The organism is Streptomyces sp. NBC_00019, assembly GCF_045041015.1.
GTDB lineage: Bacteria > Actinomycetota > Actinomycetes > Streptomycetales > Streptomycetaceae > Streptomyces.
In genome coordinates, this window is record NZ_CP108302.1 from 8,889,858 (window position 1) to 8,913,726 (window position 23,869).

General features: G+C 71.4%; 25 protein-coding genes and 1 tRNA gene. 13 read left to right on the top strand and 13 right to left on the bottom strand.

Annotation, left to right across the window (positions count from 1 at the left end; all coding sequences use genetic code 11):
- Positions 1-68 precede the first annotated feature (68 nt).
- Genes OHU89_RS41125 through OHU89_RS41135 form a run of 3 tightly spaced genes read right to left on the bottom strand, consistent with a single transcriptional unit; the run spans position 69 to position 3,174 of the window.
- Positions 69-2,081, bottom strand: a complete 2,013-nt coding sequence (locus tag OHU89_RS41125) for an FtsX-like permease family protein (protein ID WP_405650210.1) — start codon at positions 2,079-2,081, stop codon at positions 69-71.
- Between the two features lie 18 nt (positions 2,082-2,099).
- Positions 2,100-2,783 carry an ABC transporter ATP-binding protein gene (locus tag OHU89_RS41130; protein ID WP_405650212.1) on the bottom strand — a complete coding sequence of 228 codons (684 nt, stop codon included), beginning with the start codon at positions 2,781-2,783 and terminating at the stop codon, positions 2,100-2,102.
- A 19-nt stretch (positions 2,784-2,802) separates the two neighbouring features.
- Entirely contained in the window at positions 2,803-3,174 is a 372-nt protein-coding gene (locus OHU89_RS41135; protein ID WP_405650213.1) for a DUF4333 domain-containing protein, read from the bottom strand.
- Positions 3,175-3,687: 513 nt separating this feature from the next.
- On the opposite strand from OHU89_RS41135, the gene OHU89_RS41140 reads away from it, so the two are divergent.
- From OHU89_RS41140 to OHU89_RS41170, 7 genes are read left to right on the top strand one after another with little or no spacing between them, the layout of a single operon-like run.
- On the top strand, positions 3,688-4,320 hold the full coding sequence (locus OHU89_RS41140; RefSeq protein WP_405650215.1) for a helix-turn-helix domain-containing protein: 633 nt from the start codon (positions 3,688-3,690) through the stop codon (positions 4,318-4,320).
- A 52-nt stretch (positions 4,321-4,372) separates the two neighbouring features.
- Positions 4,373-5,707: a M24 family metallopeptidase gene (locus OHU89_RS41145; protein WP_405650216.1), complete on the top strand. Its 1,335-nt coding sequence runs from the start codon at positions 4,373-4,375 to the stop codon at positions 5,705-5,707.
- Positions 5,700-6,677 carry a thiamine pyrophosphate-dependent dehydrogenase E1 component subunit alpha gene (locus OHU89_RS41150; protein ID WP_405654874.1) on the top strand — a complete coding sequence of 326 codons (978 nt, stop codon included), beginning with the start codon at positions 5,700-5,702 and terminating at the stop codon, positions 6,675-6,677. Before OHU89_RS41145 ends, OHU89_RS41150 begins: the two co-directional genes overlap by 8 nt.
- On the top strand, positions 6,665-7,645 hold the full coding sequence (locus OHU89_RS41155) for an alpha-ketoacid dehydrogenase subunit beta (RefSeq protein ID WP_405650217.1): 981 nt from the start codon (positions 6,665-6,667) through the stop codon (positions 7,643-7,645). The genes OHU89_RS41150 and OHU89_RS41155 overlap by 13 nt, the downstream gene beginning before the upstream one ends.
- A gap of 22 nt (positions 7,646-7,667) precedes the next feature.
- Entirely contained in the window at positions 7,668-9,011 is a 1,344-nt protein-coding gene (locus tag OHU89_RS41160; protein ID WP_405650218.1) for an amidohydrolase family protein, read from the top strand.
- The gene (locus OHU89_RS41165; protein ID WP_405650219.1) at positions 9,008-9,883 is read left to right on the top strand and encodes a cupin domain-containing protein; all 876 of its coding nucleotides are present in this window, start codon (positions 9,008-9,010) and stop codon (positions 9,881-9,883) included. Before OHU89_RS41160 ends, OHU89_RS41165 begins: the two co-directional genes overlap by 4 nt.
- Entirely contained in the window at positions 9,880-10,572 is a 693-nt protein-coding gene (locus OHU89_RS41170; RefSeq protein WP_405650221.1) for an SDR family oxidoreductase, read from the top strand. The genes OHU89_RS41165 and OHU89_RS41170 overlap by 4 nt, the downstream gene beginning before the upstream one ends.
- On the opposite strand, the gene OHU89_RS41175 is transcribed toward OHU89_RS41170, so the two are convergent.
- From OHU89_RS41175 to OHU89_RS41190, 4 genes are all read right to left on the bottom strand, one after another.
- Positions 10,569-11,387, bottom strand: coding sequence for an SAM-dependent methyltransferase (locus tag OHU89_RS41175; RefSeq protein WP_405650223.1), 819 nt, complete (start codon positions 11,385-11,387; stop codon positions 10,569-10,571). The two genes, OHU89_RS41170 and OHU89_RS41175, sit on opposite strands and share 4 nt — an antisense overlap.
- A 110-nt stretch (positions 11,388-11,497) precedes the next feature.
- Positions 11,498-11,830, bottom strand: coding sequence for a DUF3140 domain-containing protein (locus OHU89_RS41180; protein ID WP_266885408.1), 333 nt, complete (start codon positions 11,828-11,830; stop codon positions 11,498-11,500).
- Between the two features lie 31 nt (positions 11,831-11,861).
- A complete protein-coding gene (locus OHU89_RS41185; RefSeq protein WP_405650224.1) occupies positions 11,862-12,341 on the bottom strand; it encodes a Dps family protein in 480 nt (159 codons plus the stop codon).
- A gap of 133 nt (positions 12,342-12,474) precedes the next feature.
- Entirely contained in the window at positions 12,475-13,272 is a 798-nt protein-coding gene (locus OHU89_RS41190) for an alpha/beta hydrolase (RefSeq protein WP_405650225.1), read from the bottom strand.
- Positions 13,273-13,383: 111 nt separating this feature from the next.
- Here OHU89_RS41190 and OHU89_RS41195 point away from each other — a divergent pair, with 111 nt between their 5' ends.
- Positions 13,384-14,571 (top strand): thiolase family protein, encoded by a 1,188-nt coding sequence (locus tag OHU89_RS41195; RefSeq protein ID WP_405650226.1) that lies wholly within the window; start codon positions 13,384-13,386, stop codon positions 14,569-14,571.
- A 69-nt stretch (positions 14,572-14,640) separates the two neighbouring features.
- Positions 14,641-15,414, top strand: a complete 774-nt coding sequence (locus tag OHU89_RS41200) for a sulfite exporter TauE/SafE family protein (protein WP_405650228.1) — start codon at positions 14,641-14,643, stop codon at positions 15,412-15,414.
- Here the strand turns inward: OHU89_RS41200 and OHU89_RS41205 are convergent.
- Positions 15,400-16,422 carry a TIGR01458 family HAD-type hydrolase gene (locus OHU89_RS41205; RefSeq protein WP_405650230.1) on the bottom strand — a complete coding sequence of 341 codons (1,023 nt, stop codon included), beginning with the start codon at positions 16,420-16,422 and terminating at the stop codon, positions 15,400-15,402. The two genes, OHU89_RS41200 and OHU89_RS41205, sit on opposite strands and share 15 nt — an antisense overlap.
- Between OHU89_RS41205 and OHU89_RS41210 the strand changes: the two genes are divergently transcribed.
- Positions 16,411-17,157, top strand: coding sequence for a cobalt-precorrin-6A reductase (locus tag OHU89_RS41210; protein WP_405650231.1), 747 nt, complete (start codon positions 16,411-16,413; stop codon positions 17,155-17,157). The two genes, OHU89_RS41205 and OHU89_RS41210, sit on opposite strands and share 12 nt — an antisense overlap.
- Here OHU89_RS41210 and OHU89_RS41215 read toward each other — a convergent pair.
- The 4 genes from OHU89_RS41215 to OHU89_RS41230 all read right to left on the bottom strand — a co-directional run bounded on the left by OHU89_RS41215 (position 17,144) and on the right by OHU89_RS41230 (position 21,194).
- Entirely contained in the window at positions 17,144-17,560 is a 417-nt protein-coding gene (locus tag OHU89_RS41215; protein ID WP_405650233.1) for a hypothetical protein, read from the bottom strand. The two genes, OHU89_RS41210 and OHU89_RS41215, sit on opposite strands and share 14 nt — an antisense overlap.
- A 44-nt stretch (positions 17,561-17,604) precedes the next feature.
- Entirely contained in the window at positions 17,605-19,677 is a 2,073-nt protein-coding gene (locus tag OHU89_RS41220) for an MDR family MFS transporter (RefSeq protein ID WP_405650234.1), read from the bottom strand.
- Between the two features lie 59 nt (positions 19,678-19,736).
- The gene (gene cobF, locus OHU89_RS41225) at positions 19,737-20,510 is read right to left on the bottom strand and encodes a precorrin-6A synthase (deacetylating) (RefSeq protein ID WP_405650235.1); all 774 of its coding nucleotides are present in this window, start codon (positions 20,508-20,510) and stop codon (positions 19,737-19,739) included.
- Between the two features lie 168 nt (positions 20,511-20,678).
- On the bottom strand, positions 20,679-21,194 hold the full coding sequence (locus tag OHU89_RS41230; protein WP_405650237.1) for a DUF309 domain-containing protein: 516 nt from the start codon (positions 21,192-21,194) through the stop codon (positions 20,679-20,681).
- 102 nt (positions 21,195-21,296) lie between these two features.
- Between OHU89_RS41230 and OHU89_RS41235 the strand changes: the two genes are divergently transcribed.
- Positions 21,297-21,370: transfer RNA gene (locus tag OHU89_RS41235), tRNA-Pro, on the top strand.
- Between the two features lie 47 nt (positions 21,371-21,417).
- On the opposite strand, the gene OHU89_RS41240 is transcribed toward OHU89_RS41235, so the two are convergent.
- The gene (locus OHU89_RS41240) at positions 21,418-22,095 is read right to left on the bottom strand and encodes a TetR family transcriptional regulator (RefSeq protein WP_405650239.1); all 678 of its coding nucleotides are present in this window, start codon (positions 22,093-22,095) and stop codon (positions 21,418-21,420) included.
- Between the two features lie 58 nt (positions 22,096-22,153).
- Between OHU89_RS41240 and OHU89_RS41245 the strand changes: the two genes are divergently transcribed.
- Positions 22,154-22,837, top strand: a complete 684-nt coding sequence (locus tag OHU89_RS41245) for a class II aldolase/adducin family protein (RefSeq protein ID WP_266885384.1) — start codon at positions 22,154-22,156, stop codon at positions 22,835-22,837.
- Positions 22,837-23,766, top strand: coding sequence for a carbohydrate kinase family protein (locus OHU89_RS41250; RefSeq protein ID WP_266885381.1), 930 nt, complete (start codon positions 22,837-22,839; stop codon positions 23,764-23,766). Before OHU89_RS41245 ends, OHU89_RS41250 begins: the two co-directional genes overlap by 1 nt.
- Positions 23,767-23,869: the final 103 nt, after the last annotated feature.

The following is a 23,869-nucleotide window of genomic DNA, read 5'->3' on the forward strand; positions in this document are numbered from 1 at the left end:
CCTCACGGATACGGGTGGCCGGACGGCCCGCCGCTGTCGTGGCGGCGGGCCGTGCGCGGGTGGTCGGTTCAGTCCGCGGTCTGCGCCGGATCGGCCGTCACCTTCCGCAGCAGCGGCCGGCTGGCGCTGATCGCGGCGAACATCGCCAGCGCGCCCAGCACCGTGCAGGCGGCCAGCTGGAGGAGGCCGGTGGTGTTGATCGTGGTGCCGAACGCCTCGTTGAGCCTGTCGGCGCCGTACATGCCCATCGCGGTGGTGCCGCCCGCCAGGACCACCAGCGGGACGACCGTCTCGCGGACCCGGGCCCGGTCCAGCACCCTGAGCGGGGTGCCGGCCAGCCGGAGCAGGCCGTACACGCGACGCCGGTCGAGGACGTTCGCGGCGGCGGTCAGACCCGCCGAGGCGGTCGCCACGACGAAGCTCAGGGCCAGGGTCGCGATGCTGACCTGGGCGATCCGTCCGGTGGCGATGCTGTCGCTCGCGCCGGCGTAGTCGCCGGAGTACGGCGGTGTGCCCGGGGCGAGCGGTGCGAGCGCGGTGACGGCGGTGTCGATACGTTCCGTGCCGCCGGAGACATGGACGAGCACACCCGGTGTACCGCCCAGCATGGTGTCGAAGTCGTCCTCCCGCCCGACGGTGACGGTCGCGGTGACACCGGCGCGGTGCAGGACAGTACGGGCCTCGGCGGCGGCATGCCGGGCGGTGCCGGCGTCGGCGGTGACCACGGCGACCTGGTCCCGGTACTGCCCGGTGTCGCTGCCCAGCATGCTGATCGAGAAGAACCCGGCCGCGAACCCGGCCAGCACCAGGCCGCTGACGGTACGCCAGGCGCCCCGCGGGTCGTCGCTGAGCCGGCGCGCTGCCAGCAGGGTCGCCGGACGGCGGGCGAAGCGGCCCAGCACCCGGCCGAGCCGGTCCACGACCCACGGGCCGAACAGCCAGAACGTGCCGTAGAACAGCAGCAGAAGGGTCAGGAGCTGCCGCTTGTTCAGCTGGCCGCCACCGCCGGAGGTCGCCCAGATGTAGCCGAGGGCGCCCACGAACAGCAGTAGGCGGATCATCCGGGTCCGCCTCGGATTCGCCTGCTGGGCCACGCCGAGCGGCGAGGTCGCCACCTGGCGCAGCATCGACACCGCGCTGACGGTGAGCAGGGCGGTGACGCCCAGCACGACGGTCGCGAACCAGCCGGTCCCGACCCAGAGTTGACTCGTGTACCAGCCGCCGATGCCGTACGGGATCCTCGCGAGGACGGGCAGCAGGGCCGTGTAGGCGAGCGCGCCGGTGAGGGCGCCGGCCAGGCCGACGGCGGCCGCCTCCAGGGCGGTCATCGCGATGATCTGGCGCGGCGTCGCCCCGGCCAACCGCAGGGCGGCGAGCCGCTGTTCGCGCCGGGCCGCGCCGAGCCGCCCGGCCGCGGAGGCGAGCACGACCACGGGCATCCCCAGGAGCACGACGCCGAGCATGGCTGCCGCCTGATCGGATTCGGTGAACAGGCTCCGCTCGGTGCCGGAGAACTCGGAGATCTCGGCGCGCGCGGCCTGTCCGATGTCGTACCAGGTGGCGCCGCCCTCGGCGGCCGAGGACACCGCGGCGGCGTCCGGCGCCCGTCCCACCACGGCGACCAGCTCGTCCGGCGAGGCGAGACCGGCGGAGCCGATCGTGCCGTAGGACGCCGGCTTCGGGAAACGGTCGGTGAGTTGGTCCGCCGGCAGCTTGTGCAGCAGGTCGGCAAGGGCGGGGGAGACGTACACCTCGCCCTGCTTCGGGAAGCTCTGGAGACCGGGCGGTGCGGGGGTCCGGGCGCGGTCGGGCAGCTGGGCCAGCGACACGACCGTGACGGGCTCGTGGCGTACGTACGTCGTGGCCAGCGCCTGGACGGCCGTGCCGTGTTTGACGGCGTCGGGCGTGCGCCAGGCCGTGCGGTCGGCGCGGACGGCGGAACCGGTCGTGGCGGCGATCATCACCAGCATGACGAACACGCCGACGGCGGCGGCACCGGCCGCGAGCAGCCGGCTCTGCAGGCCGCGGCGGCCGGAGGACCGGGCCAGATGCCAGGTCAGGGGCAGGACGGGGGAGCGCATCACATCTCCGGGAGGGGCTCAGGCGACCGTGAACTGGCTGTAGTTGCTGATCCGGCCGTCGCGGACCTGCAGGACCCGGTCGCAGTGGGCGGCGACGTCGGCGTCGTGGGTGACCATGACGAGCGCGGCGCCCTGCTCGCGGGTGACGGAGGTGAGCAGACGGATCACCTCGGTGCTGGTGGTCTGGTCGAGGGCGCCCGTCGGCTCGTCGGCGAAGACCACGTCCGGTTCGACGGCCAGGGCGCGGGCGATGGCGACGCGCTGGGCCTGTCCGCCGGACAGCTGGCCGGGCCTGCGGTGCTCCAGGCCGTCGAGGCCGAGCGGGGCGAACCAGCGGCGGGCGCGTTCCACGGCCTGCTTGCGGGGGGTGCCCTCCAGCATCAGCGGCAGGGCGACGTTCTCGTCGGCGGGCAGTTCCGGCAGCAGCTGGCCGAACTGGAAGACGAACCCGAACCGCTTGCGGCGCAGGGCGCTGAGCCGGTTCTCGCCCAGCGTGTCGATACGGTCGCCGCGCAGCAGGACCTGACCGCCGTCGGGGCGGACGATCCCGGCGAGCGCGTGCAGCAGGGTGGACTTGCCGGAGCCCGACGGGCCCATGACGGCGAGGGAGTCCCGCTCGCCGACCTCCACGTCGATGCCCGCGAGGGCGGTGGTGGAGCCGTACTTCTTCACGAGGCCGCGGCCGGCCAGAACAGTGCTCATGAGGTGATGTGGCCTTCTGTCAGCGCTCGAACTTCCAGGTGACGGACGAATGCGTGGCCTTGACCACGGAGACCGGGATCTTGACGGCCTTGCCGCCCGTGGTCCTGCCGGTGCAGGTGACGGTGGCCCCCGCCACCGCCTTCAGACCGGTCGGGCAGGTGACGCCGGTGACCTTCTCGCCGACCCAGGGCAGCGGGTGGTACTTGCTCTCGGTGCGGCCCGCGACGACCGTTCCCGACAGGGCCCTGTGGCCGTCGACGGTCACCGTGCTGATGTCGTCGAGTCCGGTGGTCGACTCCGTCCCGGAGAGCAGGTAGGTGCCGATGCCGCCGACGGCGACGACCGCGGCCGCGCCTCCGACGGCGCCGACGAGGAACTTGCTGCGCTGCATCGTGAACTCCTGCGGGTGGAGGGGAGGCGGGGGCGGATCGGAGGGCGTCGGAGTGGCAGCTCCGGGTGGCTCTGAAGTGGCTCCAGCCTCGCCCGTGGGCCCGGGCGCGCGCCTCGGCCATACGGCCACGACCGCGGCGGGCGGGGTCGGCCTTTCGGCCGATCCGACCGTCCGCCGCCCGCGCCCACGGCGACCGGCATGTCACCCGCTGCTCAGGGCTTCCGCGTCGGTGTCCTGGACCGAGAGTCCGCGAGCTGACCGTGGGGCGAGAGTCGAGGGTGGGTGGGAGGTGCGGACGGGGATTTCGGGGGAGCGAGGGGGTGGTGGGTAGGGGCAGCCCGAGGGCCGCTCCGCTCGCACCGAGTACCGCGGCGCCGAGAAGTGCCCGCCGTCCGGTCCCGCCCGCCCGTCCGGGGAAAGGTGTCGTGCTGCGTCCACCTGCGGTGCTGGCCGCGTGGTGGGCACCGGCTGTTCAATGGTGCTGCACATTCCCGCGAGGGAGAGGAGTCGCCGGTGTCACCTGTCGCCGTGCCGCCCGTCGGTGCGCGCATTCGTCGGGCGCGTCTGGAGAGCGGGCTCAGTCTGCGGGCCCTCGCGCGTGAGGTCGGGGTCTCCGCGAGCCTGGTGTCGCAGATCGAGACCGGCAAGAGCCAGCCGTCGGTGAGCACGCTGTACGCGATCACGACGGCACTCGGCATCTCCGTCGAGTCGCTCTTCGAGGCGCGGGAGCCCGCCGCGGCGACGGTCGGCGCCGCCGCACTGCACGCCATGGCCGCCTTCGCCGCCGACCCCGGCCGACGCATAGGACCCCTGGTCACCCCTGGTGAGCGGGAGGTCCTGGAGCTGGACTCGGGCGTCGTGTGGGAACGGCTCGGACACGTCCCCGGCACGGACGCCGACTTCCTGCTGGTGACCTACCGGCCCGGCGGCTCCTCCGCCACCTCGGGCGGTCTGATGCGGCACGCGGGCACGGAGTACGGCTATCTCACCTCCGGTGAACTCGTCCTCACCCTCGGTTTCGAGGATCGCGTCCTGCGCCCCGGCGACGCCGTGTGCTTCGAGTCGACGACCCCGCACCGCTACCGCAACGACGGCGCCGAACCGGCCGTGGGGGTCTGGTTCGTCGCCGGCCGGAGTGTTCAGTAGCACTTGACACTTCCGGGACACGGTCGTTGACTCGAAGGCGGGGGTGGTCGCCATGGCGATCCGCACTTTCGGACCCAACGCCGTCGACTGGGAAGAGCGCGTCGACCTGGACCGGCTCCGCAGGCAACGGCTGGCCCGGCTGCACGAGACCCTGAACCGCTCCTCCCTCGGCGCGGTGCTCAGCTTCGACTTCGCCAACATCCGCTACATGACCGCCACGCACATCGGCACCTGGGCGATGGACAAGCTGATCCGCTTCGCCCTGCTGACGCGCGGTGGCGAACCGGTCGTCTGGGACTTCGGCTCCGCCGCCCGCCACCATCAGCTGTACAACCCCTGGCTCGACTACAGCGCCGGCAACGAGGGCCCGCCCACGGGCGCCCGCGCCGGTATCTCCACCCTCCGCGGCGCCTTCCACCCGGACGCCGGGATCGCCGAGGACGTCGCCGCGAAGATCGCCGCCGAGCTGCGCGAACACGGCCTGGCGGACGAGCCGTTGGGCATCGACGTCGCCGAGATGCCGGTCCTCGCCGCCCTGCGCTCCGAGGGCATCGACGTCGTCGACGGCCAGCAGGTCTTCCTGGAGGCCCGCCGCATCAAGACCCGCGACGAGATCTCCCTGCTGGCCCAGGCCTGCGCGATGGTGGACGCCGCGTACGAGGAGCTGTACGGCTATCTGCGGCCCGGCGTACGCGAGAACGAGTGCGTGGGGCTCGTCAGCAAGGTCCTGTACGACCTCGGCAGCGAGTACGTCGAAGGCGTCAACGCCATCTCCGGGGAACGCTGTTCACCCCACCCGCACGTCTACAGCGACCGTCTGATCCGCCCCGGCGACCCCGCCTTCTTCGACATCCTGCACAGCCACCTGGGCTACCGCACCTGCTACTACCGCACCTTCGCCGTGGGCAGCGCGTCCGGCGCCCAGCGCGACGCGTACGTCCGCTGCCGGGAGTACATGGACGAGGCGATCGCGCTCGTCCGCCCCGGCGCCACCACAGCCGACATCGTCCGGGTCTGGCCGAGCGCCGAGGAGTTCGGCTTCGCCGACGAGACCGCCGCCTTCGCGCTGCAGTACGGCCACGGGGTCGGGCTGTCCATCTGGGAGAAGCCCATCTTCAGCCGTCTGGTCTCCCTCGACCACCCCGAAGTCCTCGAAGAGGGCATGGTGTTCGCCCTGGAGACCTACTGGCCGGCCGCCGACGGCTGGTCCGCCGCCCGTATCGAGGAGGAGCTCGTCGTCACCGCCGACGGCTGCGAGGTCATCACCAAGTTCCCGGCCGAGGAACTGCTGGTGGCGGGCCGCAAGTACTGGACGGTCGGCGGCGAACTCAACACCCGGCGGGAGTCGCAGTCCCATCTCAACCGGGGTGACTCCCATGGTGGATAGCGCCGAACTCCTCGCCCTGTACGAGCAGATGGTCCTCATCCGCCGTACCGAGAAGGCCGCCCACGACCTGTTTCTCCAGGGACTCGTCAAGGGCACCACCCACCTCGCCGCCGGCCACGAGGCGATCGCCGTCGGCGCGAGCGCCGCCCTGCGCGCCGACGACTACGTCTTCGCCACGTACCGCGGCCACCATCACGCCCTGGCGCGGGGCGCCACCCCCGAGGAGTGCCTCGCCGAACTCATGAGCCGGGCAACGGGGTTGTGCGGGGCCAAGGGTGGCTCCATGCACCTGACCAAGGCGGCCACGGGCATGCTCGGCTCCTACGCCATCGTCGGCGCCCACCTCCCGATGGCGGCCGGCGCGGCCTGGTCGGCGCGGCTGCGCGGCACCGACCAGGTCGCGGTGGCCTTCTTCGGCGACGGCGCGACCAACATCGGAGCCTTCCACGAGGCGCTCAACCTGGCCGCCGTGTGGAAGCTGCCCGTGCTGTTCGTCTGCGAGAACAACCTGTACATGGAGTACACGCCGATCGCCGCCGTCACCGCGGTCGCCCGGCCCGCCGCCGACCGGGCGCCCGCCTACGGCATCCCGGGCGAGACGGTCGACGGCAACGACGTCGTCGCGGTCCGGGACGCCGTCGCCGCCCTGGCAGGGCGGGCCCGGGCAGGAGACGGGCCCGCCCTGCTGGAGGCCGCGACCTACCGGCACTTCGGCCACAGCCGGTCCGACCCGGCGGCCTACCGTCCGGCCGAGGAGGTCGAACGCTGGCTCAAGCACGACCCGTTGGACATCGCGCGGGGACGGCTGACCGAGCTGGGCGTGTCGGAGGAGACGCTCACCGCGGCCGACGAGCGCGCCCTGGACGTCGTACGCAAGGCGGTCGAGGCGGCGAAGAGCGCGCCCGCGCCCGATCCGGAGCAGGCGCTGACCGACGTATGGGCCGACGGGGGTGCCGCATGGCGGACATGATCACCTACCGGGAGGCGGTCGCCGAGGGCATCGCGCGGGAGATGCGCCGGGACGCGACGGTCGTATGCCTCGGAGAGGACATCGGGGAGGCCGGCGGGGTGTTCAAGACGACCGCCGGGCTGTTCAAGGAGTTCGGGCCGGAGCGGGTGTGGGACACGCCCATCTCCGAACAGGCCATCGTGGGCGCGGCGATGGGCGCGGCCATGACCGGGATGCGGCCCGTCGCGGAGATCATGTTCTCGGACTTTTTGGCCTGTTGCTGGGACTACCTCGCCAACGAGATACCCAAGGTGCGTTACATGACGGGCGGTCAGGTCACCGTGCCCCTCGTCGTTCGCACCGCCAACGGCGGCGGGCTCGGTTTCGGCGCCCAGCACTCGCAGGCCACCGAGAACTGGGCGCTCACCGTCCCCGGCCTGAAGATCGCGGCTCCGGCGACGCCCGCCGACGTGATCGGCATGATGGCGGCGGCGATCCGCAGCGACGACCCCGTGGTCTTCTTCGAGCACAAGGGGCTGCTGGCGTCGAAGGGTTCGCCCCCGCCGCCGGACCACGTGGTCGAGCTGGGGCGCGCCGCCGTCGTGCGCGAGGGTGCCGACGTGACCCTCGTCGCCCTCGCCGCGATGGTGCGGGTGGCGCTGCGGGCGGCCGCCCGGCTCGCCGAGGAGGGTGTCGAGGCCGAGGTCGTCGATCTGCGCTGTCTGGTGCCGCTGGACATGAGCACCGTGCTCGCCTCGCTCGCCCGGACCTCGCGGCTCGTCACCGTCGAGGAGAACCCGTACCAGGGCGGCTGGGGCGCCACCGTCGTCTCGGTCGTCGCCGACGAGGGCTTCGGCCTGCTGGACGCGCCCGTGCGGAGGGTGGCGGGCGAGTGCGTCCCGTTGCCGTTCGCCGACGCCCTGGAGGAGCGGGTCATCCCCACCGTCGACAAGGTCGTGGCGACCGTCCGCGACCTCACCGCGTACTGAACACCCCGAAGGAGGAAGGGCGATGACCGTTCGGACACTCCTGCGCGCAGGTCACGTGATCTCGATGGACCCCGACATCGGGGACCTTCCCCGAGGGGACGTCCTCATCGAGGACGGGAAGATCGCGGCCGTACGGCCCGAGATCAGCGCCGACGCCGAAGTCCTCGACATGACCGGCCGGATCGTGATCCCCGGCTTCGTCGACACCCACCGCCACACCTGGGAGGCCTCGATCCGCGGGGTCGCGCCGGACGCCACGCTCGACGACTACTTCGTCGACATCCTCGACACCTTCGCGCCGCTCTACACCCCTGAGGACGTGTACGCGGCCAACCTGGCCGGCGCCCTGGAGTGCCTCAACGCCGGCATCACCACACTCGTCGACTGGTCGCACATCAACAACACCCCCGAACACCCCGACGCCGCGATCCGGGCCCTCGCCGAGACCGGCATCCGCGCCCAGTACGCCTACGGCAGCGCCAACACCTCCCTCGCCGACTACTGGTTCGAGAGCAAGATCGCGATCCCTGGCGACGATGTACGACGGATCCGCGCCAAGTACTTCGCCTCCGACGACTCCCTGCTCACCATGGGCCTCGCCACCCGTGGCCCCGGCTTCTGTGTGAACGACGTCGTCACCGCGGAATGGGGTCTGGCCCGGGAACTGGACATCCCGATCACCGTCCACGTCGGCATGGGACGGTTGGCCGGCCGCTTCGGCATGGTCAAGCAACTCCATGACCTGGGGCTCCTCGGTCCGGACACCACCTACATCCACTGCTGCTACTTCAGCGAGGAGGAGTGGCGGATGGTCGCCGACAGCGGCGGTACGGTGTCCGTCGCGCCGCAGGTCGAGACGCAGATGGGGCACGGCTGGCCGCCGGTGATGAAGGCGATCGAGCACGGACTGCGGCCCTCCTTGAGCATCGACGTCGTCACCACCGTCCCCGGCGACATGTTCACCCAGATCCGCGCGGCCTTCGGCGCCGAACGCGCCCGCGTCAACGCGGAGTGCTGGCAGGCCGATGTCCCGGTGCCCGAAACGATGCTGACGGCCCGTCGGATGCTGGAGATCGCCACCCTCAACGGCGCGCACGTCGCCGGCCTCGAGGACCGCACCGGTTCTCTGACCCCCGGCAAGCGGGCCGACGTCGTCGCGATCGACGCCACCGCGCTGAACGTGGCGCCGGTGCACGACGCGGCGGCCGCGGTGACGCTGTCCGCCGATGTCTCCAATGTGGACACCGTGCTCGTCGACGGCGTGATCCGCAAGCGGGACGGGAAGTTGACCGCCGACGTGGCCCGCGCCCGGCGCCTCGTCGAGGAGTCCCGCGACCGGCTCCTGGCCGCGAAGGCCGCCCGGTGACCGCTCACCTGGTGCGCCGCGCCACCGACGTACCGCCGCCGGAGTACGACGAACACGGCTACCGGCGGCGGGAGTTGGTCGGCGAGGACGACGGCAGTGTCCATACCGGCTTCGGCATCTGCGAGTTGCTGCCGGACGGTGCGATCGGGCCCCACGTCCACTCGTACGAGGAGAGCTTCTGCGTGCTCGACGGGACCGTCGTCCTCGACATGGCCGAGGGGTCGTATCTCCTCGAAGAGGGCGACTACGGGCTGCTGCCGACCGGTGTTCCGCACGCCTGGCGGGGGGCCGGGGACACCGCCGCACGCTGGGCGGACATGCTCGCGCCCGTGCCGCGCGCCCGTTACGGCCACGACACCCAGGCGGTGCCCGCGCTGGCCCGCCGCAACCCCGTCCGCCTCGACGTCCGTGACCCGCGCACCCGTTCCTTCGGGCACTTCGAGCCCGCGCAGATGGAACCCGGCAAGCAGTCCCAGGACCTGCTCGCGGTGTCGGCGAGCATGCGCACCGCGCTGCTCGTCTACAGCGGGATCACGGTGAAGATGATGGTCGACGGCGACCTGGGCGCGGTCGCCTCGACGATGTTCATGGTGCAGTACGCCCCGGACGGCGTCGCGGGCACGCACGACCACCCCTTCGAGGAGACGTACCTGATCCTCGAAGGGGCCGTGGACGCCACCTTCGACGGCTCGGTGCACCGGCTGGGGCCCGGCGATGTGGCCTGGGCGGGCGCCGGTTGTGTGCACGGGTTCACCAACGCCGGTGCGGGGCCGGTGCGTTGGCTGGAGACACAGGCGCCGCAGCCGCCGATCCGCCACTCGTACCGGTTCACACGGGACTGGCAGTACCTGAGGGAGGCCCTGGAGTCATGAGCAGTGTGCTCGTCGTCGGCGGCACGTCGGGGATCGGCCGCGAGTTCGCCCGCTTCCGTGCGGGGCGGGGGGACGAGGTGGTCCTCACCGGCAGGGACGCCCATCGTGCCGACACGGCGGCCAAGGAGATCGGAGCGTCGCGAGGCATCGCCCTCGACCTGGCGCGGCCACGGGAGATCGCGGCGGCGCTCGGCGACATCGGGCCCGTCGACCATCTGGTCCTCGTCGGTGTCGCCCGCGACGACAACCGGGTGAGCGCGTACGACATCGAGGCCGCCCTGAACCTGGTGACGTTGAAGCTCGTCGGCTACACCGAGGTCGTGCATACGCTCCGGGACCGGCTGCACGACGACAGTGCCATCGTCGTGTTCGGCGGGCAGGCCAAGGAGCGGCCCTACCCGGGTGCGACGACCGTGGCGACCGTCAACGCGGGCGTGCGCGGACTGGTGAACACCCTCGCCGTCGAACTCGCCCCCGTCCGCGTCAACGCCCTCCACCCCGGAGTCGTCGGGGACAGCCCGTACTGGCTGGCCAAACCGGGGGAGGTGCTCGCCGGACTGCGCACCAGGACACCCACGGGACGGCTCGCCACGATGGCGGACGTGGTGGACGCCGTGGACTTCCTGTTGCGCAACCGGTCGGTCAACGCCGTCGAACTCGCCGTGGACGGAGGGTGGTTGCTGGGCTAGGACTTGATCCCGACGGCCCCGTAGAGCGACACCGGTCCCGCTGCGGGGTCGGGTGTCTCGTCCACCGCGAGTTCGGGACGCCAGTCCTTGACCGACACGATCCCCGGTTCCAGCACGTCGAGTCCCTCGAAGAAGCGGCCGAACTCGTCCCGGGTACGGGCCACCAGCGTCACCCCGCCCGCCGCGTAGGCCTCGATGCCCCGCCGTACGTTCTCCGGCTCGAAGTCGGCGGTCATCGCGGACAGCACCAGGGCACTGCCCGGAGCCAGCGCATCGACCAGCGTGTCCACCAGGTCGTACGCGCCGTCCTCGTCGGCGACGAAGTGCATGAGCGCGATGAGCGACAGGGCGACGGGGCGGTCGAGGTCGAGGATGCGGCCCGCCTGTTCGAGGATCGTCCGCGGCTCGCGCACGTCGGCCTCGATGTACTCCGTCACGCCCTCCTCGGTGCCGCGCAGCAGGGCGCCGGCGTGGGCGAGGACGATCGGGTCGTTGTCGACGTAGACGACGCGGGCGTCCGCGGCGACCTTCTGGGCGATCTGGTGGAGGTTGGGCTCGGTGGGGATACCGGTGCCGATGTCCAGGAACTGGCGGATTCCCGCGTTCGCGGCCAGCTGGCGGGTGGCCCGGTTCATGAACCAGCGGTTGGCGCGCGCGGCCCGCGGGGCGTCGCCGCTGAGCGAGGCGATCTGGCGGCCGAGGGCCTCGTCGACCGGGTAGTTGTCCTTGCCGCCGAGGTACCAGTCGTAGATGCGGGCCGGGTGCGGCTTGGTCGTGTCGATCCGCTGGGCGGCGGCCGGCTCGGTCCCGGTCACGTGTGGCTCCTCTGCTCGCAGGTCAAGGTTGCGAGCAGTCTCGCACGATCATCCGGGCCCGGCGGAGTCGGTCTTCGGCCACCTGATTCAGGTCAACTGCGGTGTCGCTCCTACGGTTTGAGCGGATCGTGGCCCAGCGTCATCAGCAGGTGCCGACGCCGCGTGTCCTCGGCCGCCGGCTCGTTCTCCGGATCCGCCTGTGCCGACACGGTGTCCACCACCTCGTACATCACCTCGAGGTCGTCATCGGTGAGATCCGTGCGCCGCTTCTGCAGGATCGCGAGGACGTGCTGCCCGGTGGGCGATCCGGCGTGCTCCGGCAGCGGCTCGGTGTCCTCGTCGGCGTCGCTGACCCGCAGCCAGGCCGCCAGTTCCTGCGAGGTCATGTTCACCGCGCGGTGGAAGTCCTCCCACAGCGCGTCGAGTTCGAGGGCGTCGGTCATCGCGTGCCCCTTCCGTACGTTCGGGTGGCGGTCAGTCGCGCGGCCAGTTCTCGGCGTCGAACATCCAGCGCTGCTTCTCCAGTTCCGCCGTGATGCCGATCAGCAGGTCCTGGGTGACCGGATCCGCCTTCTCCGTCGCGCCGATGCGCTCGCGCAGCCGACCGATCGCCGTCTCCAGGGTCTCCATCATCAGAGCGACGACCTCGTTGTCCCGCTGCCAGCCCTCCTTGGGGCTAGGCAGGGTGTACGCGGTGGCGATCGTCTCCGGGCGGCCGTCGGGCGGCAGCCCGAGTGCCGCGGCGCGCTCCGCCACGGTGTCGGAGTAGGTGCGGGCGGTGTCCACCACCTCGTCCAGCTGCAGGTGGATGGAGCGGAAGCGCGGACCGACGATGTTCCAGTGCGCCTGCTTCCCGATCAGCGACAGTCCGAGCAGATCCACGAGCGTGCTCTGCAGGGCGTCCCCGGCGATCCGTCGGGCGTCCTCGGGAAGGGTGCTCCTCACCACGGGCATACCGTGCTCCTCCTTCTGGCGTGGTTCGTGCCGGTACGGAGCGGTGCGACGCGTCCCTGGTCACAGGCAGCCTGCCGCGACCACTCCATGGGGGCGCGGGTGCCCAGGGCGAACCGGTGCAAACGCCGCAGGATCAGCCGTCGAGCACACCGTCCAGGAAACGGGTGAGGTCGGCGAGGACTTCTGCCCTGTTCGTCTCGTTGAACACCTCGTGCCGGGCGCCCGGATAGATCCGCTCGGTCAGGACACCCCCGCTGAGCTGCTCGACCCCGACGCGGCTGCCGGCGAGCGGCACCAGCCGGTCGTCGTCGCCGTGCAGCCACAGCAGGGGGAGCCCGCCGATGTCACCGCCCTTGGCCACGGTCTCCAACGTGCGCAGGAACGACTCGACCGTCGGCCGCTTCATCGGCCCGTGCCAGACCAGCGGATCCGCCACGTAGGCCGCTCCCACCGCGGGATCACGGGAGAGCGAGGCCGGGCTGATGGGCGTGTCCGGGATCTCGTCCAGGGCAATCAGCTGCCGGGGCAGCTCCCAGTCGCCGATCACCGGTCCGGACAGGACGAGCGCGGTGAGCTCGGTGCCGTGGCGCTGTGCGAAGCGGGCGGAGATCAGACCGCCCATGGAGTGTCCGATCAGGACGACCGGCAGGCCCGGGTGGGCGGCTCGGGCGAAGTCGGCCACGGTGTGCACATCGGTGACCACGTCCTCGAAGTCCTCGACCAGCACCCGCTCGCCCGCCGACTTCCCGTGGCCCCGGTGGTCGGGCCCGAAGACAGCCGCGCCGTGCCGGTGGAGAACGCCGGCGAGCTCCTCGTAGCGCCCGATGTGTTCGCCGTATCCGTGCACCATGAGCGCGAGGTGGCGCGGCTGTGGGTGCGGCCACTCGCGTACGACGAGTCCGTCGAGGGTGTGCTCGCGGGCCTCGGTCATGTCTCCTCCAGCTGCGTCGGTGAAGGTCCCCGGAGATCTTCCCAGGGTGCGGCGGGGCGGTCTACACTCCGAAACTAGCAGTGCTAATTAATTCGACCGGGGAGACCAGCCGTGCGTCCCGTCCACTTCGCGGCCGCCCGCCGCACCCCCATCGGCAAGCTGCGCGGAGCCCTGTCCGGCGTCCGCCCCGACGACCTCGCCGCGGCCGTCATCCGCGGGCTCGTCGCCGATGTGCCCGCGCTCGACCCCGCCCGCGTCGACGACGTCTACTGGGGCGCCGCCAACCAGTCCGGCGAGGACAACCGCAACGTCGCCCGCATGGCGGCGCTGCTCGCGGGCCTGCCCGAGACCGTGCCGGGCGCCACGGTGAACCGGCTGTGCGCCTCGGGGCTGGAAGCGGTGACGACGGCCGCCCGCACCATCGCCGCGGGCGAGGCCGACATCGTGCTCGCCGGCGGTTCCGAGTCGATGAGCCGCGCCCCCTTCGTCCTGCCCCGCCCCGACGAGGCCCTGCCGCACCGCATCGAGACGGTGGACACCCGGCTCGGCTGGCGGCTGGTCAACCCGGCGATGAAGGAACTGCACGGACTGCTGTCCATGGGCGAGACGGCGGAGGAGGTCGCGGACCGCTACGCCGTCTCCCGTGAACGTCAGGACGAGTTCGCCCTGCGCAGCCATCAACTCGCCGCCGCAGCCCGCAAGAACGGCCACTTCGACGACGAACTCCTGCCCGTGGAGCGGGCGGACGGCGTGGTCGTGGGCGCCGACGAGTGCATCCGTGAGGACACCTCGTACGAGAAGCTGTCCCGGCTGAAGCCGGTGTTCAGGCAGGGCGGGAGCGTCACGGCGGGCAACGCCTCACCCATGAACGACGGCGCGGCAGGACTCCTCCTGGTCAGCGAGGAGGCGCTGAACGACCTCGGCCTGGAGTCGCTCGGCCGCTATGTCGCCGGCGCCTCGGCCGGCGTCCACCCCGACGTGATGGGCATCGGCCCCGTCCCCGCCACACAGAAGGTGCTCGCCCGCGCCGACTGGACCGTCGGCGACATCCAGGAGGCCGAGTTCAACGAGGCCTTCGCCGCCCAGGCCCTCGCCTGCGTGGACCGCCTCGGCATCGATCCGGAGCTGGTCAACCCGAGCGGCGGCGCGATCGCGCTCGGCCATCCGCTGGGCTGCTCGGGGGCACGCATCCTCACGACGCTGCTGCACCGCATGCGGCGGACGGGGGCGGCGCGGGGCCTCGCGACGATGTGCGTGGGGGTGGGACAGGGGAGCGCGGTGCTGGTGCAGAGGCACTAGCCACGGGAAGGGTCATCAGGCGAGACGAACTTACGCCACCCATTAGATGCGCATAGCATCGGGTTCCGCATGAACACGATGACGCTCTGGCACATAACCGGCTGGGAGTTCGCCGCCCTCGCCTTCGCGGCCCTCCTCGTCGGCTTCTCGAAGACCGCCGTGAGCGGGGCCAACACGGTCAGCCTCGCCATTTTCGCCGCGGTCCTGCCCGCCCGCGCCTCGACCGGCGTCCTGCTGCCGATCCTGATCGCCGGCGACGTGCTCGCCGTCCTCACCTACCGGCGCCACGCCCACTGGCCGACCCTGTGGAAGCTGTTCCCGGCGGTCGCGGCGGGCGTGGTCGCCGGCACGCTCTTCCTGATGTGGGCCGACGACGAGATGGTCCGGACGTCGATCGGCGCCATCCTGCTGCTGATGGCGGCCGTGACGGTGTGGCGCCGCCGCGCGGCCGACCGGGCCGACGAACCGGACTCGGTCGCCACGAAGGCGGGCCGGATCAAGGCCCGTTCCTACGGCGTCCTGGGCGGCTTCACCACCATGGTCGCCAACGCCGGCGGCCCGGTGATGTCGATGTACCTTCTGTCGGCAGGCTTCAGGAAGCTCGGCTTCCTGGGCACCTCCGCATTCTTCTTCCTGATCGTCAACACGTCCAAGGTGCCCTTCAGCGTGGGCCTCGGCCTGATCGACGGGCACTCGCTCCTGCTCGACGCCGCACTCGTGGCGTTCGTCGTGCCCGGCGCGTTCCTCGGCAAGTGGGCCGTGAACAGGATCAACCAGCGGCTCTTCGAACAGCTCGTGATCGCGGCGACGATCGTCGGCGGTCTCCAGCTACTGCTCCGCTGACCACGCCCGGAGCAACGCGGGCAGCTCCGCGAACGAGTCGATCACATGGTCCGGGGTGCCGCTCGCGTCCCGATGCGTCTGAGGCAGGTACTTGCCCGTCCTGACCAGCACGCCCGTGACACCGGCGGCCTGCGCCGCCAGTACGTCCGACTCCACGTCGTCCCCCACCATCACCGCCTCGTCCGCACCGGCCCCCAGCCGGGCCAGCGCCGAGGCGAAGAACGCGCGCGACGGCTTCCCCGTCACCACGGCCTCGGTACGGGCCGCCTTCTCCAGCCCCGCCAGGAACGCACCCGCGTCCAGCTGAAGTCCGTCGTCGGTACGCCAGTACAGGTTCCGGTGCATCGCCACCAGCCGCGCGCCGCGCTGGAGATGCCCGAACGCCCGATTGAGCGCCACGTAGTCGAACTCGGGCCCCGCACCCCCGACGATCACGACGTCCGGGACGGTCCCGGTGTCCCCGGCATCGATCACGTCCACGTCCCCGAGGTCCTCCCCGATGTCCCCGCTGTTCAGCAGCGCACAGCGCGCCCCCGGGAAATGCTCGGCGACGTACGCGGCGGTGACGGCGGGCGCGGTCAGGATGTCCTGCGCCGTCACCGGGAACCCCGCCTGCGCCAGCGCGCCGGCGATCGACGCCCGTGTCCGGGACGTCGTGTTGGTGACCAGTGCGACGGCGAGACCGGCCTCGCGGATCTCCCGTAACGCCTCGACCGCACCCGGCAACGGCTTCCACGAGACGGTGAGAACCCCGTCGATGTCGATCAGTACGGCGCGAACGGAGTCCATGGCAGGACGATAGCGATCCGCCCGGGCCGGCGGAGTGATCCGAACCCATGCCACACGACCCCCACACTTCAGGACATGGCGCCAGAGGGTCAGCTCGGGGAGGAGGACCGCCAGGAGGAAGAAGGATGTGCAGCGCGAGCGAGACAGCGGAAATCGAACGAACCCCCCGTGCCCGCTCTCCCGCACCCCCTTCGTACGCTCTCCTTCATGGCCCCCCACGTCCTCATCCTCGGCGGCACCACCGAGGCCCGAGAACTCGCCGCCGCGCTCACCGCGCTCCCCGGCATCCGCGTCACCACCTCCCTCGCGGGCCGGGTGACCCGGCCCGGAGCCGTCACCGGGGACATACGCATCGGGGGGTTCGGCGGTGTGGAGGGCCTCGCCGACTGGCTGCGCGAGCAGAAGGTGGACGCCCTCGTCGACGCCACGCATCCGTTCGCCGAGGCCATCACGGAAAACGCGGCCCGGGCCGCCGCCGCGACCGGCGCACCGGCGGTGGTGCTGCGTCGCCCGGGCTGGCGGCCGGGTCCCGAGGACCGCTGGTACCCGGTCGGTTCACTGGCGGAGGCCGCCGGTCTGCTGCCGCTGCTGGGCCCCCGCGTGTTCCTCACCACCGGCCGCCTGGGCCTCGCGGCCTTCGCACACCTGACCGAACTCCACTTCGTCGTACGCTCCGTGGAACCGCCCGAGCCGCCGATGCCGCCGCGCACCGAAGTCCTGCTGGCACGCGGCCCGTTCACCGTGGACGACGAGTCCGCGCTGCTGTCCACGCACTGCATCGACGTCGTGGTGACGAAGGACAGCGGGGGAGCGGCGACAGCCGCCAAACTCACGGCCGCACGCCGACTGGCGTTGCCCGTCGTGGTCGTACGGCGTCCCCCGCTGCCCGCGGGCATGGAGACAGTGCCCGATGTCGCCGGGGTCCTGGAGCGGCTGGGCCTCAGCCGGAGATGACCGAGGCCCGCATGCGGTCGATGGCGCGCAGCACCTCGGTGCGGTTCTTGGCACTCTTGATCCAGGCGGGGAGCCGGCCGATGTACGTCATCTTGCGCCCGTGCTCGTACCAGGGATCCCGCTCGCGCAGGTCCGCCGCCACGAACCGCCTGAGCAGGTCGAGGTGTTCGAGGTTGTACGCCGACACCGTGCCGTGACGGGTCTCGGCCCGCAGCCACAGCCTCGGCCAGGCGCACCGGTTCGTGGGCCGGCACAGACCGCAGGACCGGCAGATCACCCGGGGCTGCGGCGGTGCGCTCCGCTCGAAGTGCGCGATCCGGTCGCAGCGCGGGCAGCGGACCAGCACCGAGTCGCTGAAGTGGTGCGCGTCGAGGCCGGGATCGTGGAAGCGCAGGGGAGGCATGCCGGGAGTATGACGACTGCCCGGCCCGTCCCGCACATGGATTCTCAGTGGGTGGAGGCCAGTTCCCTGGACCGTTCCGTCAGCCCGTTGCCCAGGTCCTCCACCAGCAGGCGCTTGGAGATCGCGTCGACCGCAGCCAGCAGATCCGTGCCCGCCGGGCGGCCGATGTCCTCCTGCACCCGCTCCTCCAGCCACGTGGCCCAGGCCTTGCCGATGACATGGGCCTCGCGGGTGCCCGCGTCGGTGTGCGAGAAGAGGTTGCCGGCGCGGGTCAGACAGCCCTCGTCGACCATCCGGTCGAAGACCGGCAGCAGCACCTCGGGCGGCATGTGACGGCGGGCGGCCATCAGGCCCAGACTTGCGTGGCCCGTCATCCGCGTGAACAGCTCCACCTGCATCACCGCCCAGGCACCGGCGATGTCCAGACGGGTGTCGGACGCCGCGACGATATGGCGCGCGTCCTCCAGACCCGTGGTGCCGATGATCTTCCCGACCGCCGCTTCCAGCACCCGCTGCGAATCCGCGCCGGACGGCTGCCCGAAGCCCTCGCCCATGTCGGTCGAGCCCGCCCGCGCGCTGTCGCGCAGCTGGACCTGCTTGAGGAACAGGGCGACCACGAAGCCCAGCGCCGCCACCGGCACCGTCCAGAGGAAGACGGTCCGGATGGTGTCGGCGTAGGCGTCGATGATCGGGGAGGCCACCGCCGAGGGCAGGTTGTGCACGCCCTCCGGACTGGTCGCCGCCTTGGCGATGGCCGCCGGATCGAGACCGCTGCCCGCCTGCACGGCCCGCGCGACCCCGTCCTCGAGGTTGGGCTTGAGCGAGTTGGCGTAGATGGTGCCGAAGACGGCCGTGCCGAACGAACTGCCCAGCGTACGGAAGAAGGTGACACCGGAGGTGGCGGTGCCCAGGTCGGTGTAGTCGACGGTGTTCTGCACGGCGATCGTCAGCACCTGCATGCACAGACCGATTCCGGTGCCGAGCACGAACATGTACAGCGACTCCAGCCAGGCACCGGTGCCCGGCCCCATCAGGGACATCAGATACAGCCCGACCCCCATCACCAGCGAGCCGACGATCGGGAAGATCCGGTACTGCCCGGTCTTGCTGACCACGTTGCCGCTCGCGACGGACGCGATGAGCAGGCCGATGACCATCGGCAGCGTCCGTACCCCGGAGACCGTGGCCGAGTCACCGTCGACGTACTGCAGATAGCTCGGCAGATAGGTCATCGCGCCGAGCATGGCGAAGCCGACGATGAAGCTGAGGATCGAGCAGACCGTGAACACCGGGTTCCTGAACAGCCGCATCGGCAGCATCGGTTCTGGCGCCCGGGTCTCCGCCCAGCAGAACAGACCGAGGGCGACGGTGCCGCCGACGAACAGGCCGATGATGACGCCCGAACCCCATGCGTACTCGTTGCCGCCCCAACTCGTCGCCAGGATCAGCGCGCTGGCGCCGACCGCGACCAGTGCGATGCCGAGATAGTCGATGATCGGCCGGGAGGCCGACTTCACCACCGGGATCGTGCGGGCGGCCGCGAAGACCACGACGATCGCGATCGGGACGTTGACGTAGAACGCCCAGCGCCAGGTCAGATGGTCGGTGAACAGGCCGCCGAGCAGCGGTCCGATGACGGTCGCGACGCCGAAGACGGCGCCGATGGCGCCCTGGTACTTGCCGCGCTCCCGCAGCGGGATGACGTCGGCGATGAGGGCCATCGACGTCACCATCAGACCGCCCGCGCCGATGCCCTGCATCGCCCGCCAGGCGATCAGCAGCGTCATGTTCCCGGCGAGACCGCACAGGAACGAACCCGTGATGAACACGATCGCCGAGACCTGGAAGACCACCTTGCGGCCGAACAGGTCGCCGAACTTGCCCACCAGGACCGTCGAGACGGTCTCCGCGAGCAGATAGGAGGTGACCACCCACGACATGTGCTCGGCGCCGCCCAGGTCCGACACGATCGTCGGCAGGGCCGTGCCGACGATCGTCTGATCCAGGGCGGCCAGCAGCATGCCCAGCATGATCGTCACGAAGACGACGTTGCGACGGCGCTTGTCCAGTACCGGCGGCTCTGCGGCGGGCGGCGCGGTTTCCTCGGTGGCGGTCACGAGGCCACGGTCACACCGGTGGCCCAGTGACGCATGCGGGACGGGGCCGCGCCGGTGCCCTACCGCTCCCCGGGGTTGCGGCGCAGCAGATACGTGTCCATGATCCAGCCCTTGCGCTCCCGGGCCTCGGCCCGCAGCCGCTCGATCCGGGGCGCGGCCTCGGCGATCGGGCCCGAGGCGAGGATCTCGTCCGGGGTGCCGATGTAGGCGCCCCAGTAGATGTCGATGTCCTCGTCCGCGTACTGCCGGAAGGTCTGGTGGGCGTCGAGCATCACGACCACGTCGTCCACGCCCTCGGGGAACCCCTCGGCGAGCCTCCGTCCGGTGGTGATCTGCACGGGCCGGGCGACCCGGTTCAGTCCGGTGCGATGCCGGGCGACGAGGGCGGAGACACTGCTGATGCCGGGCACGACGTCGTACTCGAAGCTGACGGCACCGCGGTCGAGGATCTCCTCCAGGATCCCGAGCGTGCTGTCGTACAGCGCGGGGTCGCCCCACACCAGGAACGCACCGCTCTCGTCCTCGCCCAGCTCCTCGGTGATCAGCCGCTCGTAGATCTCGGCACGGGCGCTGCGCCAGTCCCCGACGGCGGGCGAGTAGGCCGCACCGCCCGCCCTGCGGTCCCGCTCCGGATCCCGCGCCTCGACGACGCGGTACATCCCCTGCGGTATGTGCGCCTCCAGCATGTCCCGGCGCAGATCCGTCAGGTCGCTCTTCACCTCGCCCTTGTCCAGGACGAAGAACACGTCCGTGCTCCGCAGCGCCCTGACCGCCTGGAGGGTGAGCTGGTCGGGGTCGCCCGCGCCGATACCGATGACATGAATCTTTCGCACGCCCCGAGTCTGCCGTACGGCACTGACAGTGACGGCACCGCGTCCGGGGTGGGGCCGTGGGGCTGTGGGTGTGTATGTGTGGAGAGAGTCCTGCGAGGCCCGGGCCCGCCCGGGGCCCGCACGCGCGCCCAGGACCGGAGGCGTTCAGGACAAGGGCCGCGTCCGGTGTCACTGCCGCAGGCGCGGTGCCCGGACCTCCGCGTCCACGGGCTCGCCGCCGCGCTCCACATCCTCCGCCAGCTCCCTCGCCCACACCGCGAGCCCGGCCAGATCCATCCCGTACGGCTGCTTCGGCTCCGCACCGGACGCCCACTCCTCGATCGCCCCCGCCCCGCGCCGCAGCAGCCGAGCCCCGCCGGTGACGTTGCCCCGGGCCGCGTGCGTGAGGCCGACCGCGAGCTGGGCCAGGCCCCGCCACAGGGCCCGCTCCTCCTCGGGCCCGGACTTCCAGGCGTCCTCGAAGACCTCGTGCGCATGGAAGGGCTTGCCCGCGTCCAGCAGCTCCTGTGCTTCCGCGACGCTCCGCTCGGGGGTGCGTACGACCCCCTCCGGTTGCCGCTCGACGCCGTCCGCGCCGTACGGCAGGGGGCGCCCGAGCCCGTCCCGGGGCCGGGCGTTGCGCGCCCGCCCCTCGTCGTCGCGGTCCCTGGCGTCGGCCTGCTGTCCTGAAGGTGTACTGCCCATATCCCGATTGTCCCGCGCGGCCCGGGCCGTCTTCGAAGCGGCCCACCACGTGGGGTAAAGTGCTCTTCGCGCGATCACGCGGTTCACCGCGCGAAAACGCACCGGGACGTGGCGCAGCTTGGTAGCGCACTTGACTGGGGGTCAAGGGGTCGCAGGTTCAAATCCTGTCGTCCCGACGGTGTTCACCGGCGGATCTGCCTGAGGCAGGTCCGCCGGTCGCGTTTCAGCGGTCGCCCTGTGAAGCCCCGCCCCGATAGCGCGCCGCCACATCCCCCAGATACCCCCGCAGCATGACCTTCGCCTCGTCCAGCAGCGCCGCGTCCCCCGCCCTGTCCCGCCGGAACGCCTCCTGGGCGAGAGCGTCGGCCGCCAGCATCGCCGCGTGACATGTGCGGGCCAGCGCCTCGTCGTCCTCGGCGAGGTCGAGGGCGAGGAGGATACGGCGGATGCCGTCGGCCATACGGCGCTTGTGCTCGCGGTCGGCGGCGCGCGTCTGTTCGGTCAGTCCGCTGCCGAACCACAGGGCTCGGAAGCCGTGTTCGGTGCGGTAGATGGAGGCGAACGCGTCGATGAGGATGCCGACCGGGTCGTCCCAGCGCTGTGCGGCGGCCGCGCCGACCAGGTCGTCCATCGCGGTTTCCAGCTTCGCGAAGTACCCGGCCGCGAGGGCCTCGATGATCGCGCCCCGGTCCGGCAGGTACTGGTACAGCGAGCCGACCGAGACCCTCGCCTCGGCCGCGATCCGGGTCGTGGTGAGCGCCTCGACGCCCTCCTCGACCAGCACGCGCTCGGCGGTCTCCAGGACCCGGGCGAGCCGGGCCTTGCTACGGGCCTGCTGGGGCGTGCGGCGCAGCGAGGCGACGCCCGCCGCCCAGTCGGTGTCCGCGATGGGATCGGCCACGCAACAACCTCCGAACGTGAACGTGACTTTGTTTCACGTTTAGGTTAGCGTCGCGCGCATGACCGACTCAAGCTCGGCGTGGAGCGGGGAGCGGGCCGCCGTTGCCGACGCCTGCCGTCGGCTGGGCGCCGAGGGACTCCTCATCGGCACGGCCGGGAACGTCAGCGTGCGCACGGACGACCGGGTCGCGATCACCGCCACCGGCGCGGTCCTCGCCGACCTCACCCCGGACCAGGTGACCGTCGTCGACCTCGACGGAAAGATCGTGTCCGGATCCCTCCGGCCGACCTCGGAACTGGACCTGCACCTCGGTGTCTACCACCGCTACGGCACCGGCGCCGTCGTCCACACCCATGCGCCCATGGCGACCGCGCTCTCCCTCGTCCTCGACGAACTGCCCTGCATCCACTACCAGTTGCTCACCCTCGGCGGCACCGTACGCGTGGCACCGTACGCCACCTTCGGCACCCCGGAGCTCGCCGAGTCGGTGCTCACCGCACTGGAGGGCCGCGGCGGAGCACTGATGGCCAACCACGGCGCGGTCACCCACGCGCCCACGCTCGACAAGGCGGTCGAGCACGCCTTGCTGCTGGAGTGGGCCTGCGGGGTGTATCAGAGCGCGGCCGCCCTCGGGCAGCCCCGCGTCCTCGACGAACAGCAGCAACTCGCGGTCATCGAGGCCGCCATCGCGCGCAATTACGGCACCACACAATCCGTACCACCTGTGCAGGAGGGAACCTGATGAAGGTCGTCACGATGGGCGTGCACGTACTGGACGTACTGGTACGGCCGGTGGAGGCCATACCCGAGGGGCAGGGCGCCACCCTGGTGGATGACATCCGCATGACCGCCGCCGGTACGGCCGCCGGCACCGCGCTCACCCTCGCCAAGCTCGGCGCGCGGGTGCGTACCGCCGGAGCGATCGGCACCGACCCGACGGGCGACCTGCTGGTGCAGCTGCTCGACAAGGCCGGCATCGACACCGGGTTGCTCGTCCGCCGTATCGACACCTCCACCTCCGCGAGCGTCCTGCCCATCCGCCCCAACGGCGACCGCCCCTCCCTCCACCTCCTCGGCGCCAACATCACCTACGGCCTCGACGACGTCCCCTGGGACGCGGTCGCCGAGGCGACCCATCTCCACCTGGGCGGACCGGAGTTGATCGGCGCCGATGTCGCCGCGCGCATCCTGGCGCACGCCAAGGAGCATGACGTCGTCACCTCCGTGGACCTTCTCGCCCCCGGTGAGCTCGGCACCTTCGACCAGATCGAGCCGTTGCTCCCGTACGTCGACTACCTGCTGCCCAACGACGACCAGGTGCTCGGCTTCAGCGGCGAGGACGACCTCGTGACCGGCGCGAAGAAGCTGGTCGCCGCCGGGGCCGGGCTCGTCGCCGTCACCCGTGGCGGTGAGGGCGCGCTGCTGGTGACCGCCGAGGGCACCGAGAGCGTCCCCGCCTTCGAGATCGACGTCGTCGACACGACCGGATGCGGCGACGCCTTCTCCGCCGGCTTCCTGCGCGGCATCAGCCTCGACCGCACGCCGCGGGAGGCCGCCATTCTGGGCAGTGCGGCGGCGGCGCTGGTGGCGCAGGGGCTCGGCAGCGACCACGGCGACTTCGACCTCGCCGAGGCCGACGAGTTCTCCATGACCGCCAAGGTGCGCATGTGAGCTGAGCCCGGAGGAGCACCACGGAGCGTGGGACGTCTCCGTGGTGCGTCCGCTCGAAGGCCTTCTCGGCGGTGCCCGCACCGAAGCTCCCGGGGCTGATAGA

Excerpts from the sequence above, each read along its gene's own strand:
- OHU89_RS41125 (WP_405650210.1), bottom strand. The coding sequence starts at position 2,081 with ATGCGCTCCCCCGTCCTGCCCCTGACCTGGCATCTGGCCCGGTCCTCC.
- OHU89_RS41130 (WP_405650212.1), bottom strand. The coding sequence starts at position 2,783 with ATGAGCACTGTTCTGGCCGGCCGCGGCCTCGTGAAGAAGTACGGCTCC.
- OHU89_RS41135 (WP_405650213.1), bottom strand. The coding sequence starts at position 3,174 with ATGCAGCGCAGCAAGTTCCTCGTCGGCGCCGTCGGAGGCGCGGCCGCG.
- OHU89_RS41145 (WP_405650216.1), top strand. The coding sequence starts at position 4,373 with ATGGCGATCCGCACTTTCGGACCCAACGCCGTCGACTGGGAAGAGCGC.
- OHU89_RS41155 (WP_405650217.1), top strand. The coding sequence starts at position 6,665 with ATGGCGGACATGATCACCTACCGGGAGGCGGTCGCCGAGGGCATCGCG.
- OHU89_RS41160 (WP_405650218.1), top strand. The coding sequence starts at position 7,668 with ATGACCGTTCGGACACTCCTGCGCGCAGGTCACGTGATCTCGATGGAC.
- OHU89_RS41170 (WP_405650221.1), top strand. The coding sequence starts at position 9,880 with ATGAGCAGTGTGCTCGTCGTCGGCGGCACGTCGGGGATCGGCCGCGAG.
- OHU89_RS41180 (WP_266885408.1), bottom strand. The coding sequence starts at position 11,830 with ATGACCGACGCCCTCGAACTCGACGCGCTGTGGGAGGACTTCCACCGC.
- OHU89_RS41185 (WP_405650224.1), bottom strand. The coding sequence starts at position 12,341 with ATGCCCGTGGTGAGGAGCACCCTTCCCGAGGACGCCCGACGGATCGCC.
- OHU89_RS41190 (WP_405650225.1), bottom strand. The coding sequence starts at position 13,272 with ATGACCGAGGCCCGCGAGCACACCCTCGACGGACTCGTCGTACGCGAG.
- OHU89_RS41200 (WP_405650228.1), top strand. The coding sequence starts at position 14,641 with ATGAACACGATGACGCTCTGGCACATAACCGGCTGGGAGTTCGCCGCC.
- OHU89_RS41210 (WP_405650231.1), top strand. The coding sequence starts at position 16,411 with ATGGCCCCCCACGTCCTCATCCTCGGCGGCACCACCGAGGCCCGAGAA.
- OHU89_RS41215 (WP_405650233.1), bottom strand. The coding sequence starts at position 17,560 with ATGCCTCCCCTGCGCTTCCACGATCCCGGCCTCGACGCGCACCACTTC.
- OHU89_RS41230 (WP_405650237.1), bottom strand. The coding sequence starts at position 21,194 with ATGGGCAGTACACCTTCAGGACAGCAGGCCGACGCCAGGGACCGCGAC.
- OHU89_RS41245 (WP_266885384.1), top strand. The coding sequence starts at position 22,154 with ATGACCGACTCAAGCTCGGCGTGGAGCGGGGAGCGGGCCGCCGTTGCC.
- OHU89_RS41250 (WP_266885381.1), top strand. The coding sequence starts at position 22,837 with ATGAAGGTCGTCACGATGGGCGTGCACGTACTGGACGTACTGGTACGG.